15 protein-coding genes are annotated in these 17,711 nt (G+C 71.8%); all 15 read left to right on the top strand.

Going from position 1 to position 17,711, the window contains the following annotated elements:
• The first annotated feature begins 475 nt into the window (after positions 1-475).
• Complete coding sequence (gene pyrR / locus ACFP1K_RS31260) at positions 476-1,057, top strand: bifunctional pyr operon transcriptional regulator/uracil phosphoribosyltransferase PyrR (RefSeq protein WP_380760069.1); 582 nt, start codon at positions 476-478, stop codon at positions 1,055-1,057.
• Complete coding sequence (locus ACFP1K_RS31255; protein ID WP_380760067.1) at positions 1,057-1,992, top strand: aspartate carbamoyltransferase catalytic subunit; 936 nt, start codon at positions 1,057-1,059, stop codon at positions 1,990-1,992. Before pyrR ends, ACFP1K_RS31255 begins: the two co-directional genes overlap by 1 nt.
• Entirely contained in the window at positions 1,989-3,293 is a 1,305-nt protein-coding gene (locus tag ACFP1K_RS31250; RefSeq protein ID WP_380760065.1) for a dihydroorotase, read from the top strand. The genes ACFP1K_RS31255 and ACFP1K_RS31250 overlap by 4 nt, the downstream gene beginning before the upstream one ends.
• Positions 3,290-4,444, top strand: coding sequence for a glutamine-hydrolyzing carbamoyl-phosphate synthase small subunit (gene carA, locus ACFP1K_RS31245; RefSeq protein WP_380760063.1), 1,155 nt, complete (start codon positions 3,290-3,292; stop codon positions 4,442-4,444). The genes ACFP1K_RS31250 and carA overlap by 4 nt, the downstream gene beginning before the upstream one ends.
• Positions 4,437-7,721: a carbamoyl-phosphate synthase large subunit gene (gene carB, locus ACFP1K_RS31240; protein WP_380760061.1), complete on the top strand. Its 3,285-nt coding sequence runs from the start codon at positions 4,437-4,439 to the stop codon at positions 7,719-7,721. Before carA ends, carB begins: the two co-directional genes overlap by 8 nt.
• A gap of 15 nt (positions 7,722-7,736) precedes the next feature.
• Positions 7,737-8,633: a dihydroorotate dehydrogenase electron transfer subunit gene (locus tag ACFP1K_RS31235; protein WP_380760059.1), complete on the top strand. Its 897-nt coding sequence runs from the start codon at positions 7,737-7,739 to the stop codon at positions 8,631-8,633.
• Entirely contained in the window at positions 8,623-9,597 is a 975-nt protein-coding gene (locus ACFP1K_RS31230) for a dihydroorotate dehydrogenase (protein WP_380760056.1), read from the top strand. Before ACFP1K_RS31235 ends, ACFP1K_RS31230 begins: the two co-directional genes overlap by 11 nt.
• Positions 9,594-10,292: an orotidine-5'-phosphate decarboxylase gene (gene pyrF / locus ACFP1K_RS31225; protein ID WP_380760054.1), complete on the top strand. Its 699-nt coding sequence runs from the start codon at positions 9,594-9,596 to the stop codon at positions 10,290-10,292. The genes ACFP1K_RS31230 and pyrF overlap by 4 nt, the downstream gene beginning before the upstream one ends.
• A gap of 592 nt (positions 10,293-10,884) precedes the next feature.
• The gene (gene mihF / locus ACFP1K_RS31220) at positions 10,885-11,208 is read left to right on the top strand and encodes an integration host factor, actinobacterial type (protein ID WP_114031276.1); all 324 of its coding nucleotides are present in this window, start codon (positions 10,885-10,887) and stop codon (positions 11,206-11,208) included.
• A 122-nt stretch (positions 11,209-11,330) separates the two neighbouring features.
• Positions 11,331-11,951 carry a guanylate kinase gene (gmk, locus tag ACFP1K_RS31215; protein ID WP_380760050.1) on the top strand — a complete coding sequence of 207 codons (621 nt, stop codon included), beginning with the start codon at positions 11,331-11,333 and terminating at the stop codon, positions 11,949-11,951.
• 129 nt (positions 11,952-12,080) lie between these two features.
• A complete protein-coding gene (gene rpoZ / locus ACFP1K_RS31210) occupies positions 12,081-12,344 on the top strand; it encodes a DNA-directed RNA polymerase subunit omega (RefSeq protein ID WP_380760048.1) in 264 nt (87 codons plus the stop codon).
• Positions 12,345-12,393: 49 nt separating this feature from the next.
• On the top strand, positions 12,394-13,614 hold the full coding sequence (gene coaBC, locus ACFP1K_RS31205; protein WP_380760046.1) for a bifunctional phosphopantothenoylcysteine decarboxylase/phosphopantothenate--cysteine ligase CoaBC: 1,221 nt from the start codon (positions 12,394-12,396) through the stop codon (positions 13,612-13,614).
• A 252-nt stretch (positions 13,615-13,866) separates the two neighbouring features.
• Entirely contained in the window at positions 13,867-14,229 is a 363-nt protein-coding gene (locus ACFP1K_RS31200; RefSeq protein ID WP_449329167.1) for a hypothetical protein, read from the top strand.
• A gap of 130 nt (positions 14,230-14,359) precedes the next feature.
• Positions 14,360-15,553, top strand: a complete 1,194-nt coding sequence (gene metK / locus ACFP1K_RS31195) for a methionine adenosyltransferase (protein ID WP_380760042.1) — start codon at positions 14,360-14,362, stop codon at positions 15,551-15,553.
• A 1,258-nt stretch (positions 15,554-16,811) separates the two neighbouring features.
• On the top strand, positions 16,812-17,711 hold a 900-nt coding region (locus ACFP1K_RS31190; RefSeq protein ID WP_449329166.1), incomplete at its 3' end, for a primosomal protein N' family DNA-binding protein.

Here is a 17,711-nt window from a genome sequence, read left to right as displayed (position 1 = left end):
CCCCCGGCTTTCTATGAACGTTCTCACTAATTGTGCGCCTTGCGACGTATCACCCGACGCGCGGGTCTGGTGCCCGGGGCAGGCACCAACCGTGACCACTGCGTCGGGGTTTATCCGAGAACGTCGCGAGGTGTGGTTACGGACAGTGACGGTAAAGGTGTGGGCGTGATTGGTCAAGCTGATTGGAAAAAAGATGCCGAATCCTGTCCGGTTCGGCCCTGATCTGGTCAGTCACCTACGCAGCGTCGGTTTCACCGGCCGAAGCCGCCCCGCTCGGACCCGCCGCGGCGCGCCGCGCCGTCGGGAGGCACGGCACGGGGCCGGGTGGCCCGCTGGTCGGCGCCCACTATACGGGCATCTGCGCAGCTTGCGGGACTGTACACCCGGACGGAGCCTTCCTCGGAGGGCTGCTACGGTGGTGGGGTCAAACTTCCTTTAAGACCCGTCCTGTGAGGCGGGAAAGGCGGTGACCTTCATGGACGGCGCCCAAAAGACGGCGCACGACGGTGACCAGGCGCGCGAAGGCGAGCGGGCAGTGCTCGAGGCCCCGGACATCAACCGGGCCCTCACCCGCATCGCCCACGAGATCCTCGAACGCGCCAAGGGACCGGAGAACCTCCTCCTGCTCGGCATCCCCACCAGGGGCACCATCCTGGCGCGCAGGCTCGCCGACCGCATCGAACAGGTCGAGGGCCACGCGGTGGCCTTCGGCTCCCTCGACGTCACCATGTACCGCGACGACCTGCGGCTCAAGCCCGCCCGCGCCCTGGGCCGCACCGACCTGCCCGCCGAGGGCGTGGACGGCCGCATCGTGATCCTGGTGGACGACGTGCTGTACTCCGGCCGCACGGTCCGCGCGGCCCTGGACGCCCTCAACGACCTCGGCCGCCCCACGGCCGTGCGGCTCGCCGTGCTGGTGGACCGCGGCCACCGGGAACTGCCCATCCGCGCCGACCACGTCGGCAAGAACCTGCCCACCTCGCGCGCCGAGACCGTGCGCGTGTGCCTGCGGGAGACCGACCAGAGGGACGCCGTCCTGCTGCGGGGAGGCCACTGATGAAACGCCATCTGCTGTCCACGGCCGACCTGTCACGCGACGACGCCCTGCTCGTCCTGGACACCGCCGAGCAACTGGCGCGGGTCTCGGACCGTTCCATAAAGAAGCTGCCCACCTTGCGCGGGCGCACCGTCGTCAACCTCTTCTTCGAGGACTCGACCCGCACCCGCATCTCGTTCGAGGCCGCCGCCAAGCGCCTGTCCGCCGACGTGATCAACTTCTCGGCCAAGGGCTCCAGCGTCTCCAAGGGCGAGAGCCTGAAGGACACCGCGCTCACCCTGCAGGCCATGGGCGCCGACGCCGTCGTGATCAGGCACGGCGCCTCCGGGGCGCCGCACCGCCTGGCCACCTGGGTGGACGGCAGCGTCGTCAACGCCGGCGACGGCACCCACGAGCACCCCACCCAGGCGCTGCTCGACGCCTTCACCATGCGCCGCCGCCTCGGCGACCTGGACGGCCGCCGGGTCACCATCGTCGGCGACGTGCTGCACAGCAGGGTCGCCCGCTCCAACGTCCACCTGCTGCACACCCTCGGCGCCCAGGTCACACTGGTGGCCCCGCCCACGCTGCTGCCGGTCTCCATGGACGGCTGGCCGTGCGAGGTCTCCTACGACTTCGACGCCGTGCTGCCCAAGTCCGACGTGGTCATGATGCTGCGCGTCCAGCACGAGCGGATGAACGCCTCGTTCTTCCCCTCGGCCCGGGAGTACAGCCGCCGCTACGGCCTGGACACCGACCGCCTCGGCAGGATGCCCGACGGCGCCATCGTGATGCACCCCGGCCCGATGAACCGCGGCATGGAGATCGCCGCGGACGTGGCCGACTCCGTCCGCTCGACCATCGTCGAGCAGGTCACCAACGGCGTGACAGTGCGCATGGCCGTCCTGTACCTGCTGCTGTCCGGTTCCGAGCCCGCCATCGGGGGAGACAAGTGACGTACCTTCTCACGGGCGCCCGCCTGCTCGGCGGCGACCCGTGCGACATCCTGATCGACGGCGCCCACATCGCCGAGGTCGGCGCGCCGGGCGAGGTGGACGGCGGCCGCGCGGCCCGCGTGGACGCCGGCGGCCTGGTCGCGCTGCCCGGCCTGGTCGACCTGCACACCCACCTGCGCGAGCCCGGCAGGGAGGACGCCGAGACCGTCGGGTCGGGCACGGCCGCCGCCGCGCTCGGCGGCTACACGGCCGTGCACGCCATGGCCAACACCTCCCCGGTCGCCGACACCGCCGGCGTGGTGGAGCAGGTGTGGCGGCTCGGCCAGGAGGCCGGGCACTGCGACGTGCGCCCGGTGGGCGCGGTCACCGCGGGCCTGAAGGGCACCCAGCTCGCCGAGCTCGGCGCGATGGCCGACAGCGCGGCACGGGTCCGGGTGTTCTCCGACGACGGCGTGTGCGTCTCGGACGCGGTGCTGATGCGCCGCGCGCTCGAGTACGTCAAGGCGTTCGACGGGGTGATCGCCCAGCACGCCCAGGAGCCCCGGCTGACCGAGGGCGCGCAGATGAACGAGGGCGAGGTGTCCGGCAGGCTCGGCCTGGCGGGCTGGCCCGCCGTCGCCGAGGAGGCGATCATCGCACGCGACTGCCTGCTGGCGGCGCACGTCGGCTCCCGGCTGCACGTCTGCCACGTCTCCACGGCAGGCTCGGTGGAGATCATCCGCTGGGCCAAGTCCAAGGGCTGGGACGTCACCGCCGAGGTCACCCCGCACCACCTGCTGCTCACCGACGCCCGCGCGGAGAGCTCGCCCGCGGGCCCGTACAACCCGATCTACAAGGTGAACCCCCCGCTGCGCACCGCCGCCGACGTGCGGGCGCTGCGCGAGGCCCTCGCCGACGGCACCATCGACTGCGTGGCCACCGACCACGCGCCGCACCCGGTGGAGGACAAGGAGACCGAGTGGCCCGCGGCGGCCATGGGCATGATCGGCCTGGAGACGGCCCTGTCGGTGGTCCAGGAGGCCATGGTGGAGACCGGGCTGCTCGACTGGGCGGGCGTGGCCGACCGCATGTCCGTCCGCCCGGCCCGCATCGGCCGGGTGGCGGGCCACGGCGCCGCGCTGCGCGCCGGGGCGCCCGCCAACGTCACCCTGGTCGACCCCTCCGCCCGCGCCGAGGTGGACCCCTCGGGGTTCGCCTCCCGGAGCCGTAACACGCCCTACGTGGGCATGACGCTGCCGGGGAGGGTCGTGGCGACGTTCCTGCGCGGCCGCCCCACCGTTTCTGAAGGGAAGCTCACGTGACGCGCGCGACCACGGGCACGGCCGTCCTGGTGCTGGAGGACGGCCGAGCCTTCCACGGCACGCCGTACGGCGCCGAGGGGGAGACGTTCGGCGAGATGGTGTTCTCCACCGGCATGACCGGCTACCAGGAGACCCTGACCGACCCGTCGTACCACCGGCAGATCGTCGCGATGACGTCCCCGCACATCGGCAACACCGGCATCAACGACGAGGACCCCGAGTCGTCCCGCATCTGGGTGGCCGGGTACGTGGTGCGCGAGCCCGCGCGCATCGCCTCCAACTGGCGCTCGCGCCGCACCCTCGACGAGGAGCTGCGCGCCCAGGGCGTGGTGGGCATCGCCATGCCGGGCACCCGGGCCCTGACCCGCCACCTGCGCGAGCGGGGCGCCATGCGCGCCGGGGTGTTCACCGGCCCGCACGCCCCGGTGGAGGAGCTGGCCGAGCGGGTGCGCCTGAGCCCCTCGATGGTGGGGGCGGACCTCGCCACGCAGGTGTCCACCGCCGAGCCGTACGTCGTGCCCGCGCACGGCGAGAAGAGGTTCACCGTCGCCGCGCTGGACCTCGGCATCAAGGCCATGACGCCCTACCGCATGGCCGAGCGGGGCTGCGAGGTGCACGTGCTGCCCGCGGCCACCCCCGCGGCCGAGGTGCTCGCGCTGCGCCCCGACGGGGTGTTCCTGTCCAACGGGCCGGGCGACCCGGCCGCCGCGGACTACGCCGTCCGGACGCTCGCCGGCGTGATGGAGTCCGGCACACCGGTGTTCGGCATCTGCTTCGGCAACCAGATCCTCGGCCGCGCGCTCGGCCTCGGCACCTACAAGCTGCGGTACGGCCACCGGGGGGTCAACCAGCCCGTCCAGGACCGCCGCACCGGCAAGGTGGACATCTCCGCGCACAACCACGGCTTCGCCGTCCAGGCGCCGCTGGACGGCCCGTTCGGCACGCCGTACGGCCGCGCGGAGGTCAGCCACGTCAACCTGAACGACGACTGCGTGGAGGGGTTGCGCCTGCTGGACTATCCCGCGTTCAGCGTGCAGTACCACCCCGAGGCCGCCGCGGGGCCGCACGACGCCGCCGGCCTGTTCGACGAGTTCTGCGCCCTGATGGCGCGTGCGGGCAACGGGGCGACGGAGGGGGACAGGCGTGGCTAAGCGCACCGACATCCGCTCGATCATGGTCATCGGCTCGGGGCCGATCGTGATCGGGCAGGCGTGCGAGTTCGACTATTCGGGCACCCAGGCGTGCCGGGTGCTGCGGGCCGAGGGCTACCGGGTGATCCTGGTCAACAGCAACCCCGCGACGATCATGACGGACCCGGAGTTCGCCGACGCCACCTACGTCGAGCCGATCACCCCCGACATCGTCGAGAAGATCATCGCCAGGGAGCGCCCCGACGCGCTGCTGCCCACCCTCGGCGGCCAGACCGCGCTCAACACCGCGGTGGCGCTGCACGAGGCGGGTGTGCTCGAACGCTACGACGTCGAGCTGATCGGCGCCGACATCGACGCCATCCAGGCGGGGGAGAACCGCGAGCTGTTCAAGGGCATCGTGGCCCGGGTGGCCGCCGAGTACGGCCTGAACGCCGAGTCGGCCCGCTCGGTGATCTGCCACACCCTGGAGGACTGCCTGGCCGCGGTGGACGAGCTCGGCTACCCGCTGGTGGTGCGGCCGAGCTTCACCATGGGCGGCGCGGGCTCGGGATTCGCCTACGACGAGGTGGACCTGCGCCGCATCGCGGGCGCCGGCCTGGACGCCTCGCCGACCAGCGAGGTGCTCCTGGAGGAGTCCATCCTCGGCTGGAAGGAGTTCGAGCTGGAGGTGATGCGCGACCGGGCCGACAACGTCGTCATCGTGTGCTCCATCGAGAACATCGACCCCATGGGCGTGCACACCGGCGACAGCGTCACCGTGGCCCCCGCGATGACCCTCACCGACCGCGAGTACCAGAACATGCGCGACGTGGCCATCGCGGTGATCCGCGAGGTCGGCGTGGACACCGGCGGCTGCAACATCCAGTTCGCCGTCGACCCGGCCACCGGGCGCATGATCGTCATCGAGATGAACCCCCGGGTGTCGCGGTCCAGCGCCCTGGCCTCCAAGGCGACCGGCTTCCCCATCGCCAAGATCGCCGCGAAGCTCGCCGTCGGGTACACCTTGGACGAGATCCCCAACGACATCACCCGCGAGACCCCCGCGTCGTTCGAGCCGTCCCTGGACTACGTCGTGGTCAAGGTGCCGCGCTTCGCGTTCGAGAAGTTCGCCGGGGCCGACCAGACCCTCACCACCCACATGAAGTCGGTCGGCGAGGCCATGGCGATCGGCCGGTCCTTCCCCGAGGCCCTGCAGAAGGCCCTGCGGTCGCTGGAGAAGAAGGGCTCGTCCTTCGGCTGGGCGGGCGACGTCGGGGACAAGGAGGCGCTCCTGGCGGCCTGCCGCGTCCCGCACGACGGGCGGCTGCGCACCGCCCAGCAGGCCATCAGGGCCGGGGCCACCCTGGAGGAGCTCTACGAGGCCACCTCCATCGACCCGTGGTTCCTGGACCAGCTGTACCTGATCGACGAGGAGGCGCGGGCCCTGCGCGAGGGCGGGCTGTCGGCGGACGAACTGACGCGGGCCAAGCGGCACGGCTTCTCCGACGCGCAGATCGCCGAGATCCGCGGCCTGCCCGAGGCCGAGGTGCGCGCGCTGCGCCACGGGCTCGGGGTGCGGCCGGTGTACAACACCGTCGACACCTGCGCCGCCGAGTTCGCCGCCCGCACGCCGTACCTGTACTCGACCTACGACGAGGAGACCGAGGTCCCCTACGGCGACCGCCCCAAGGTCATCATCCTCGGCAGCGGGCCCAACCGCATCGGGCAGGGCATCGAGTTCGACTACGCGTGCGTGCACGCCTCGTTCGAGCTGTCGTCCGCCGGGTACGAGACCGTGATGGTCAACTGCAACCCCGAGACGGTGTCCACCGACTACGACACCTCCGACCGGCTGTACTTCGAGCCGCTCACCCTGGAGGACGTCCTCGAGGTCGTGGCCGCCGAGCAGGAGACCGGGCCGGTCGCCGGGGTGATCGTCCAGCTCGGCGGGCAGACCCCGCTCGGGCTGGCCCAGGCGCTGAAGGACGCGGGGGTGCCCGTGGTCGGCACCAGCCCCGAGTCCATCCACCTCGCCGAGGACCGCGGCGCGTTCGGCCGGGTGCTCGCTGAGGCCGGGCTGCCCGCCCCCAAGCACGGCACCGCGATGACGGTGGCGCAGGCCCAGCAGGTGGCCGAGGAGATCGGCTACCCCGTGCTGGTCCGCCCGTCGTACGTCCTCGGCGGCGCCGGGATGGCCATCGTGTACGACGAGAACACGCTCGCCTCGTACATGGAGCGCGCCGCGGGCGACCACCCCGTGCTGGTCGACCGGTTCCTCGACGAGGCCATCGAGATCGACGTGGACGCCCTGTTCGACGGCGAGGAGCTGTTCCTCGGCGGCGTCATGGAGCACATCGAGGAGGCCGGGATCCACTCGGGCGACTCGGCCTGCGCCCTGCCGCCCATCACGCTCGGCGGCCACGACATCAAGCGCATCAGGGCGGCCACCGAGGGCATCGCGCGCGGCGTCGGCGTGCGCGGCCTGCTGAACGTCCAGTACGCCCTGGCGACGGGCGTCCTGTACGTCCTGGAGGCCAACCCGCGGGCCAGCCGCACGGTGCCGTTCGTGTCCAAGGCCACGGCGGTGCCGCTGGCCAAGGCGGCGGCCCGGGTGATGCTGGGCACCACCATCGCGGAGCTGCGCGCCGAGGGCATGCTGCCGCGCACCGGCGACGGCGGCAGCATGCCGCTGGACGCGCCCATCGCGGTCAAGGAGGCCGTGCTGCCGTTCAACCGGTTCCTGGGGGTCGACACCATCCTCGGGCCCGAGATGCGCTCCACGGGCGAGGTCATGGGCATCGACGAGGTGTTCGGCACGGCCTTCGCCAAGTCGCAGGCGGCGTCGTACGGCTCGCTGCCCACCAAGGGGCGGGCGTTCGTGTCGGTGGCCAACCGCGACAAGCGGGCGATGATCTTCCCGGTGAAGGCGCTGGCCGACCTCGGGTTCGAGATCCTCGCCACCGAGGGCACCGCGGAGGTGCTGCGCCGCAACGGGGTCCATGCCAAGATCGTGCGAAAGCAGAGCGACGGCGCCGGCCCCGGCGGCGAGCCCACCATCGTGACCCGCATCCTGGACGGCGAGGTCGACCTCATCGTGAACACCCCCTTCGGCGGACCCGGCCAGTCCGGGCCACGCCTCGACGGCTACGAGATCCGCACCGCTGCCGTCCTGCGCGGCATCCCATGCGTCACCACTGTGCAAGGGCTCGGTGCGGCCGTGCAGGGCATCCAGGCGATAACGGCGGGCTCGGTGGGCGTACGGTCGCTGCAGGAGCACGCCGAGCGGCTGCGGGGCTGAACGACGCGGCGGGAGGTGGAGGAGACGGCCGGTACCGCGGTACAGGTGACCGGCACGGTGCTGACCACGCGCCGTGTCGACGCCTATCACGCCCTCACGGTGGTCGCGCCCGGCATCGCCGAGCGCTTCCGTCCCGGCCACTTCGTCTCGGTGGCCGTCGGCGGGCCGTACACCTCGATGCCGGCCCGCCGCGCGTTCGCCGTGCACGACGTCAAGCCCGACTACGGCGGCACGGTGGAGCTGGTCTTCGCCGTGCGCGGCCGGGGCACCGCCTGGCTGGCCGACCGCAAGGCCCGCGACACCCTGGACCTGGTGGGCCCCCTCGGCCGCCCGTTCCCCGTGCCGCGGGACCCCGTGGTGTGCGTGCTGGTCGGCGGCGAGTACGGCTCGGCGTCGCTGTTCGCGCTCGCCGACGTGCTGCAGCGGCGCGGCTGCCGGGTCGACTTCGTGCTCGGCGCCGCGTCCGCCGACCGCGTGTTCGGCGCGCTGCGCGCCCGGCGCATCGGGGAGACCACCACGCTGACCACCGAGGACGGCTCGCTCGGCCTGCGCGGCCGCGTCACCGACGCCCTGCCCTCGGTGATCGCCGACGCGCGGGCCGACGTGGTCTACGCGTGCGGCCCGATGGACATGCTGCGCGGGGTGACGGCGGTCGCCGTCGAGTTCGACATCCCCGTCCAGGTCTCCGTCGAGGAGTCCATGGCCTGCGGCTACGGCGTGTGCATGACCTGCGTGCTCCCGGTGATCGGTGACGACGGCGTGACCCGCATGGTGCGATCCTGCGTGGAGGGGCCTGTGTTCCGCGGCGAGCGCGTGCGGTTCGAGGACATCGGGACCATCCCGTTCGACGCCCTGGGCGCGCCTGGGGGACGAGCACAGGAAGGCGGTGCTCACACCCGAAATGTCAGTTGACATGCGGACGTACCTCGCGCACGTCGAACTGGCCAACCCGATCACCACGGCCGCCGGGTGCGCGGCCACCGGCGCCGAGCTCTCCCAGTTCGTCGACCTGTCGCGCCTCGGCGCCTTCGTCACCCCGTCGATCACCATGGCGCCCCGGGCCGGCCGGCCCACCCCCCGGATGGCCGAGACCCCCTCGGGCCTGCTGAACGCCGTGGGCCTCCAGGGCCCCGGCGTGGACGTGTTCCTGGAGCGCGAGCTGCCGCGCCTGGCCGAGCGGGGGGCGCGGGTCGTGGTGTCCATCGGCGGCGGCAGCGTGGCCGAGTACACCGCGCTGGCCCGCAGGCTCGCCGACGCGCCCGGCGTGACGGCGATCGAGGTCAACCTGTCGTGCCCCAACGTCGAGGACCTCGGGCGGGTGTTCGCGCGCGACCCGGCGGCCTCGGCCGAGGTGGTCTCGTCGGTGCGCGCCACCATGCGCTACGACGTGCCCGTGGTGGCCAAGCTCGCTCCCGACGCCGCCGACATCGTGGCCGTGGCCCGCGCCTGCGTGGACGGCGGCGCCGACGCCCTCGCGATGATCAACACCCCGCTCGGCATGAGCATCGACGTCGACACCATGCGTCCCGCGCTCGCCGCGGGCACCGGCGGGCTGTCCGGGCCCGCCATCCGGCCGCTGGCCGTGCGCTGTCTGTGGCAGGTGCACGCCGCGCTGCCCGGCGTACCCATCGTCGGCATGGGCGGCGTGTTCACCGGCAGGGACGCCCTGGAGCTCATCCTGGCGGGCGCCTGCGCCGTCTCGGTGGGCACCGCCCTGTTCCACGACCCCTACGCGTGCCTGCGCATCCTGCGGGAGCTGGAGGACCTCCTGAAGGAGCGCGGGTTCGAGCGGCTGGCCGACGCCGTCGGCCTGGCCCAGCGACCACCCGGGGCCGGGCCCCGGCACCGCATCGACCTGGAGGAGAGCTCTCTGTGACGTCCGCACCCATCGCCGTCGCCTTGGACGCACCGGATCTGGAGACGGCGGCCCGCTGGGCTGCCCTGGTCACACCGCACGTGAGCACGGTGAAGGTCGGCCTCGAACTCTACCTGCGCTACGGCCCCGACGTGCTGGCCTCGGTGCGAGGGGCCAGCGGGGTCCAGGTCTTCCTCGATCTCAAGCTCCACGACATCCCGAACACCGTCGCCGGGGCCACCCGGGCGGTGGCCCGGCTCAAGCCCGCCATCCTGACCGTGCACGCCGCCGGCGGGCGCACCATGATCAAGGCGGCGGTGGAGGCCGCGCCGCACACCAGGATCGCCGCCGTGACGGCCCTGACGTCGCTTTCCGAGGCCGATCTGGAGCGCATGGGGGTGCGGGGACCCGCCGGGGACGCCGTGCGCCGTCTGGCCGTCGAGGCCGTCGGCGCGGGCGCCCAGGCGCTGGTCTGCTCGCCCCGCGAGGTCGCCGCGGTGCGGGCGGAGGTCGGGCCGCAGATCATGCTCATCACCCCGGGGGTCCGCCCCGCCGGCTCGGACACCCAGGATCAGGCAAGAGTAGCGACTCCCGAGGAGGCCATCGCCGACGGGGCCGATCTTCTCGTGATCGGCCGCCCCATCACGGCCGCCACCGACCCCGGCGCCGCCGCCGCGGGCATCGCCGCGGCCCTGCGCCGCGTCGTCCCCGGCTGACCACCGCGGTGCGACACCCACCGCGGCGCGACACCCACCGCGGCGCGACACCCACCGCGGCGCGGCCCCCGGCCCGGCACGAAAACCCGCGACGGAGCGTTCCCAGCCGGTCACCGATTGTGCCCGGAGGTAGCCCCGATTCGTGCCCCGTTCGCCGTCGGGCCGTCCGCGGATGATCACGCCCCGTGGTGGCCCGGTGGCGGAGACGGGTCGAAGGAGGGCTGCTCGCGGGCGGTCACTGGCTGTGGCGGATCGGTCAAAAAGCCCACATTCCGGCAAAGCGTGCGGGTGGGATGAAACGCCTGTTGAGCTGCTAATCGGGCATTTTCATTGGTTGGGCCGGTGAGACGCGCCCGGGCTCCGCCGCGTCCTCGCGCGGCGTGTCCCGGGTCGCGGGCCGGCTCGGCGCCCCGGTCGGTGAGGGGCCTGTACAGGCGGGTTTTGTCGACACAGAGCGATGTGTCGGCTACGAAGGGTGATGAAATGAAGTTTATGTGGGGAGAAACTGGTCTTGACGTTGCCTGAAGGGCCCAAGACCAGCTAGTTTCCCCTCCCGTCCGAGTACATCGACAGAAATTCGAGGTGACCCGGCGTGGCTCTTCCTCCCCTGACCCCCGAGCAGCGCGCCGCAGCCCTGGAGAAGGCTGCCAAGGCCCGCAAGGAGCGTGCCGAGGTCAAGAACCGGCTGAAGCACGGCGCGGTTTCTCTGGCTGAGGTGCTGAAGGATGGTCAGACCGACGACGTCATCGGCAAGATGAAGGTGTCGGCCCTTTTGGAGTCGCTCCCCGGCGTGGGCAAGGTCCGCGCCAAGCAGCTCATGGAGAGACTCGGTATCGCCGAGTCCCGTCGCGTACGGGGTCTCGGTGCGAACCAGCGCGCCGCCTTGGAGCGCGAGTTCGGCGGCGCCGAGAGCTGATCTCGGCGGACGCCGGCACGAACTATCGGGGGTGTGGAGTGACCGGTACGTCCTGGCCCGAAGAGAGGGGCGCTCGACAAGCGCCCGTTTTCGAGGGGTTCGGGACACGTGGCGGTGACCCCATGCCTCCATCCGGGAGTCCGGAGGGGACCGACCTCTCCTCCGGACCGAAGGGAAACCGCCTGACGGTCCTTTCCGGCCCGTCGGGCGTGGGCAAGTCCACGGTCGTCGCCGAGCTTCGGCGGTCCCACCCAGAGGTGTGGCTGTCGGTCTCGGTGACCACCAGGGCTCCCCGCCCGGGGGAGACGCACGGAGTCGAGTACTTCTTCGTGTCCGGCCCCGAGTTCGACGGTCTGGTCGCCGACGGCGCTCTGCTCGAATGGGCCGAGTTCGCCGGCAACCGGTACGGCACCCCACGCCGGCCGGTCGAGCGCAAGCTCGCCGACGGGGTGCCCGCCCTGCTCGAGATCGACCTGCAGGGCGCGCGGCAGGTGCGCGACACCATGCCGGAGGCGCTCCTGGTCTTCCTGGCCCCACCGAGCTGGGAAGAGCTGGAGAGCCGCCTGCGTGGCCGCGGCACCGAACCCGAGGACGTCATCGCCCGTCGCCTGGCCGCCGGCCGCGTCGAGATGGCGGCCGAGAAGGAATTCGACCTCACCCTGGTCAACACCGCCATCGGGGACGTCTGCGGCAGGCTCCTGGAGCTGCTCGTCCGCGACGACCCTCCCCCCGGCCGCTTCTGAGCGGCGCCGCGCCCACCCCGCCCGCCCGGTACGCCCGTACCTGAGCGGCGGCGACTCGTCGTGAGGGGTGCGCGTCACTTGGTATCCTTCGCCGAGACGTATTTCACGAACCGACTGAGAGGCGACGACGTGGCAGGCACCGCCCCTGTTGCCGAAGGCATCACCAACCCGCCGATCGACCAGCTGCTCGAGGTCGTCGACAGCAAGTACAGCCTGGTCATCATGGGCGCCAAGCGGGCGCGCCAGATCAACGCCTACTACTCCCAGCTCGGCGAAGGCCTGCTGGAGTACGTCGGCCCCCTGGTCGAGACCCACGCCCAGGAGAAGCCGCTCTCCATCGCGCTGCGCGAGATCTCCGAGGGCCTGCTGACCTCCGAGCCGGTCGAGGGCTGACCTCCGGCCGAGGGCCAGCGGAGCCACACGAGTCACAGGGACCGAGGCCATGACCGCCGGCCAGGGCGCCCGCCCGCGTGTCGTTCTCGGCGTGGGCGCCGGCATCGCCGCGTACAAGGCGTGCGAGCTGCTGCGGTTGTTCACCGAGTCCGGCCACGACGTGCGGGTGGTCCCCACCCGCGACGCGCTGCGCTTCGTCGGCGAGCCCACCTGGGCGGCCCTGTCGGGTAACCCGGTGACCAGTGAGGTCTGGGAGTCGGTGCACGAGGTGCCGCACGTCCGCATCGGCCAGCACGCCGACCTGGTCGTGGTGGCGCCCGCCACCGCCGACATTCTCGCCAAGGCCGCGCACGGCCTCGCGGGCGACCTGCTCACCGGCACGCTGCTGACGGCGCGCTGCCCGGTGGTGTTCGCGCCCGCCATGCACACCGAGATGTGGGACCACCCCGCCACCCGCGCCAACGTCGCCACGCTGCGCGAGCGCGGCTCGATCGTCGTCGACCCCGCCGTGGGACGCCTCACCGGCGCCGACACCGGCCCCGGGCGGCTGCCCGACCCCGCCGAGATCTTCGAGGTCTGCCGCCGCGTCCTGTCCGGCCGCGCGCCCGACCTCGCCGGGCGCCACGTGGTCGTCTCCGCCGGGGGCACCCGCGAGGCCATCGACCCGGTGCGCTTCATCGGCAACCGCTCCTCCGGCCTCCAGGGGTACGCCCTGGCGCGCACCGCCGTCGCGCGCGGCGCTCGGGTCACCGTCGTGGCCGCCAACGTCGCCCTGCCCGACCCCGCGGGGGCCACCGTGGTCCGGGTCGAGTCCGCGGCGCAGATGCGCGCCGCCGTGCTGGAGGCCGCCGAAGGGGCCGACGCCGTGGTCATGGCCGCCGCCGTCGCCGACTTCCGGCCGGTCGCGGCCAGCGACTCCAAGATCAAGAAGACCGACGGGGAGCCGGAGCCGATCCGCCTGGCCAAGAACCCCGACATCCTCGCCGAGCTGTGCGACCGGCGCCGCCAGGGCCTCAAGCCGTACCCCGAGGTGATCGCCGGTTTCGCCGCCGAGACCCACGACGCCCTCGCCAACGGCCAGGCCAAGCTGGAACGCAAGGGCTGCGACCTGCTGGTCGTCAACCAGGTGGGTGAGGGCCTGGCGTTCGGCACCCCCGACAACGCCGCCGTGATCCTCGTGGCGGGCGGCGACCCCGTCGACGTCCCCAGGGGCCCCAAGGAGTCCCTGGCCGACGCCCTGTGGACCCTGGTGGCCGCCCGCCTCACCTGAGCGCCCCGCCCGCTACCCGCCCGCTGTCCGCCCTCGCCGCGCCCGCTGCCCGTCCCTGACGCGCTTACTGCCCGTCCCCGGCTCTCCCGCGGGACAGGGGCGTCCCATCCTCCGATCCCGCGCGCGATTTTCGCTTTCCGTCCGCTGGATCGCTGCGAACCGGTCACGCTATAGGGCCCGCATCTTGCTGTCCGTGTCCCCCCGGCGGATACTCCTTCCCAAAGGCCGAGCGAGAGGGCCTGGACGATGCCGGTGACCGCAGCCATCAGGCAACGATGCCGAGAACTCCTGCCCGCGGGCGAGAACATCCACTACGTCTTCCCGGTGAGCCTGGTCGGGTCCGGCGGGGTGGCCAACTTCATGATCCTGGTGAGCGACCGGTTCATCACCGTGCTCGCCACCAAGGTGTTCAGCCGTTATGAGCCCGCCGCGGTGTGGGCGACGCACCCGCGCAACACGAGACTCGGCCCGGTCGAGTTCGCCGCCGGGCCCAGGATCAAATTGGGTGGTACGGTTTTCGAGGTCGACGAGGAGTACGTCGCGGTCGTGGGGGCGGCGGACACCGAAGCGTTCTCGCCGGGGGACCTGCCCAGAGATCCGCTTCCCGATCTGTAGGTCGCCGGCCGACCACCGGTCGAGACGGTAGAGCGTTGCCGCGCGGGGTGAGGCTACACTCAGCGGAGCGCTCGGGCCGTTCGTTCCCCGAGCCATGTCGCCAGCAGCCGCTGCATGAGGAGCCACTGAGTTGTCCCGCCGCCTGTTCACCTCCGAGTCGGTCACCGAAGGCCACCCGGACAAGATCGCCGACCAGATCAGTGACGCGATCCTCGACGCGATGCTCAAAGACGACGCCCGGAGCCGGGTCGCGGTCGAGACGATGATCACCACCGGCCAGGTCCACGTCGCCGGTGAGGTCACCACCGAGACCTACGTCGACATCCCCGGCGTCATCCGGGAGAAGATCCTGGAGATCGGCTACGACGCCTCGCACAAGGGCTTCGACGGCGCCTCCTGTGGCGTGTCGGTGTCCATCGGCGCGCAGTCGCCCGACATCGCCCAGGGCGTGGACGACGCCTATGAGCACCGCGAGGGCGAGGGCGTCGACGAGCTCGACCGCCAGGGCGCCGGCGACCAGGGCCTGATGTTCGGCTACGCCTGCCGCGAGACGCCCGAGCTGATGCCGCTGCCGATCCAGCTGGCGCACCGCATGTCCCGCCGCCTGTCCGAGGTCCGCAAGAACGGCACCGTGCCCTACCTGCGCCCCGACGGCAAGACCCAGGTCACCGTCGAGTACGACGGCGACCGCCCTGTGCGCCTCGACACCGTCGTGGTCTCCACGCAGCACGCCCCTGAGATCGACCTCAAGGAGATGCTCGCGCCGGACATCAAGGAGCACGTCGTCGACCCGGTCGTCGCCGAACTCGACATCGACACCGACGGCTACCGCCTCCTGGTCAACCCCACCGGCCGCTTCGAGATCGGCGGCCCCATGGGCGACGCCGGCCTGACCGGCCGCAAGATCATCGTCGACACCTACGGCGGCATGGCCCGCCACGGCGGCGGCGCCTTCTCCGGCAAGGACCCCTCCAAGGTCGACCGCTCCGCCGCCTACGCCATGCGCTGGGTAGCCAAGAACGTCGTAGCCGCCGGCCTCGCCGACCGCGCCGAGGTCCAGGTCGCCTACGCCATCGGCAAGGCCCAGCCCGTAGGCGTCTTCGTAGAGACCTTCGGCACCGAAAAGGTAGACGTAGACACCATCCAGCGCGCCATCCTGGAAGTCTTCGACCTAAGGCCCGCCGCCATCATCCGCGACCTGGACCTCCTCCGCCCCATCTACTCCTCCACCAGCGCCTACGGCCACTTCGGCCGCGAAGAGCCCAACTTCTCCTGGGAACGCACCGACCGAGTAGACCAACTCCGCCAGGCCACCGGCCTCTAACCCCCCCAAGAGTTTCGCGGCCCGCTGAACGGGCCGCGAAACTCCTCCCTGCCCACGCCCCCCACGGCACCACCTACGCCTGGCCCACCGCATACGACGGTTCCAGCGCATCCCGATACGAACCGACGCCACACCGCCAGACCCCCTACCCAGCCAAGCCACCGCCGCCTCACGGCGGCAAGCGGACGAGAATCGGAGTCGTTCACCCCCTCCGACCCACGCGGTGCTCAGGGTCTTGCGCGTCGCCGCGAGCGTCTCGCCACAATAAGGCTGGTGCACGCCAACAGGATGTAAATCGGCGCCCGGTCGGCGGGCACCCTGTACGGCGAAGTCGGCGCCGTCTTGCGGCGGCAAGCGAGTGGGGATCGTGGGTCGTTCATCCTCACTCGGCCCCTCGCGGTGCTCGGGATCCTGCGCGTCGCCGCGGGTGGGCTCGCCGCGGTACGGCTGGTGCACGGCAGCAGGGTGTGATCTCGGCGCCGGGTCGGCGGGCACCCTGTACGGCGATGTCGGCGCCGTCGTACGGCGGCAAGCGGCTAGGGACCGGGGGTTGCTCATCCCACCGGGTCCTTGCGGTGCTCCGGGTCCTCGCGGGCTCCGGACTCTGGCGGCAATCCGCTTGTCGGCTTGCCGCAATGGGGCCGGTGCACGGCAGCAGGGTGTGAATCGGCGCCGGGTCGGCGGCCACCCCGTATGGCGAAGTCGGCGCCGTCTTATGGCGGCAAGCGGGTAGGGATCGGGGGTCGGTCCCCACCGATGGATTCTCCCGGTGCTCCGGGTTCTCCCGGTGATGCGCTGCCTGGTCTGTGGCACACGGGTGGCCCACGCAAAATGGCTGGCCCATGGCTCACGGTTGGCCTGCGGTAACGCAGGTGCGCTCAATCGGCGCCGGGTCGGTGGGTACCTTGTACGGCGAAGTCGGCGCCGTCTTGCGGCGGCAAGTGGGTGGGGGAGGCGGCGGTCGCGCTCATGGGATTCTCCCGGTGCTCTGGATTGTCCGGGCGACGCCTATGGCGGGTGTGCGGCAACATGGCAGGCCTGCGGTGACGAGGGTGGGGCTTAATTGGCGCCGGGTTGGCGGGCACTTTGTACGGCGGGGTCGGTGTCGCTGTATGGCGGCGAGTGGGTGATGGGGCGGGGGTCGGTAATGTCGGTGGAGTGGGATGGTGGGGGGCTGTGTGGTGAAGGCGGTGGTGTCGTGGGGGGTGGTGCTGGGCTGTTGGTGCCGGGCGGTGGTGGGGTCTGGTAGGACCGAGAGGTGAACGAGACCAGCTCGTCTGATGACTTCTCGCCTGAGCCGGTGGCCGATGGGCAGACGGCTCTGGAGGGTGTGCCTGCTCCGGGGGAGGGGCGGGGGAAGGCGAAGGGGGCCTTCGTCGCGGCGGATGTGGCGCCGGTGGCTCGCGTGGTGGTGGATACGCCGTTGCCGCATCTGGATCGGCCGTTCGACTATCTCGTGGGTGCGGGGATGGATGCGGACGCGGTGGCCGGGTGCCGGGTGCGGGTGCGGTTCGCGGGGAAGCTCACGGATGGGTTTCTGCTGGAGCGGGTCGAGAGCAGTGAGCACGAGGGTGCCTTGCTCGGGCTGGAGCGGGTGGTGTCCCCGGAGGCTGTGCTGACGCCCGAGATCGCGGCCCTGTGCCGCGCGGTCGCCGACCGTTACGCGGGCACCATGTCGGACGTCCTGCGCTTGGCCGTTCCCCCGCGACATGCCCGCGTGGAGGCCGAACAGGCTTCGGGCGGCCCTGCTCGCGGGGGGGCTGCTCTTGGCGGGTCTGCTTCTGGCGGCCCTGCATCGGGTGTGCCCGCGACAGGTGAGTCCAGTTCCGTCGAGTCCAGTTCAGCGGTGCGCGCGCCGGCCATGCCCCCATCAGCCATGCCCCCATCAGCCATGCCCCCATCAGCCATGCCCCCATCAGCCATGCCCCCATCAGCCATGCCCCCATCAGCCATGCCCTCATCGGGCGTGCCTGCCTCAGGCCTGCCTGCCTCAGCCGTCCCTGCCTCAGCGATTCCTGCCTCGGTGGTGCACGCTACGGTGGGAGGGCGTGTACCCGTGCGGGAGATCGCTGGTGGGGTGGAGGGGGCGGGGGCGGAGTTTGTGGCTGAGTTGGAGGCTGCGGGGTTGCTTGGGGTTTGGGGGGAGTATTCGACTGGG

The sequence above is a fragment of the Sphaerisporangium aureirubrum genome (assembly GCF_042658925.1).
Taxonomy (GTDB): domain Bacteria; phylum Actinomycetota; class Actinomycetes; order Streptosporangiales; family Streptosporangiaceae; genus Sphaerisporangium; species Sphaerisporangium aureirubrum.
This window is presented reverse-complemented; position numbering and strand designations above follow the sequence as displayed.

What these genes read in the sequence shown, in the direction of transcription:
- pyrR (WP_380760069.1), top strand. Translation starts at nt 476, where the DNA reads ATGGACGGCGCCCAAAAGACGGCGCACGACGGTGACCAGGCGCGCGAA.
- ACFP1K_RS31255 (WP_380760067.1), top strand. Translation starts at nt 1,057, where the DNA reads ATGAAACGCCATCTGCTGTCCACGGCCGACCTGTCACGCGACGACGCC.
- ACFP1K_RS31230 (WP_380760056.1), top strand. Translation starts at nt 8,623, where the DNA reads ATGTCAGTTGACATGCGGACGTACCTCGCGCACGTCGAACTGGCCAAC.
- gmk (WP_380760050.1), top strand. Translation starts at nt 11,331, where the DNA reads ATGCCTCCATCCGGGAGTCCGGAGGGGACCGACCTCTCCTCCGGACCG.
- coaBC (WP_380760046.1), top strand. Translation starts at nt 12,394, where the DNA reads ATGACCGCCGGCCAGGGCGCCCGCCCGCGTGTCGTTCTCGGCGTGGGC.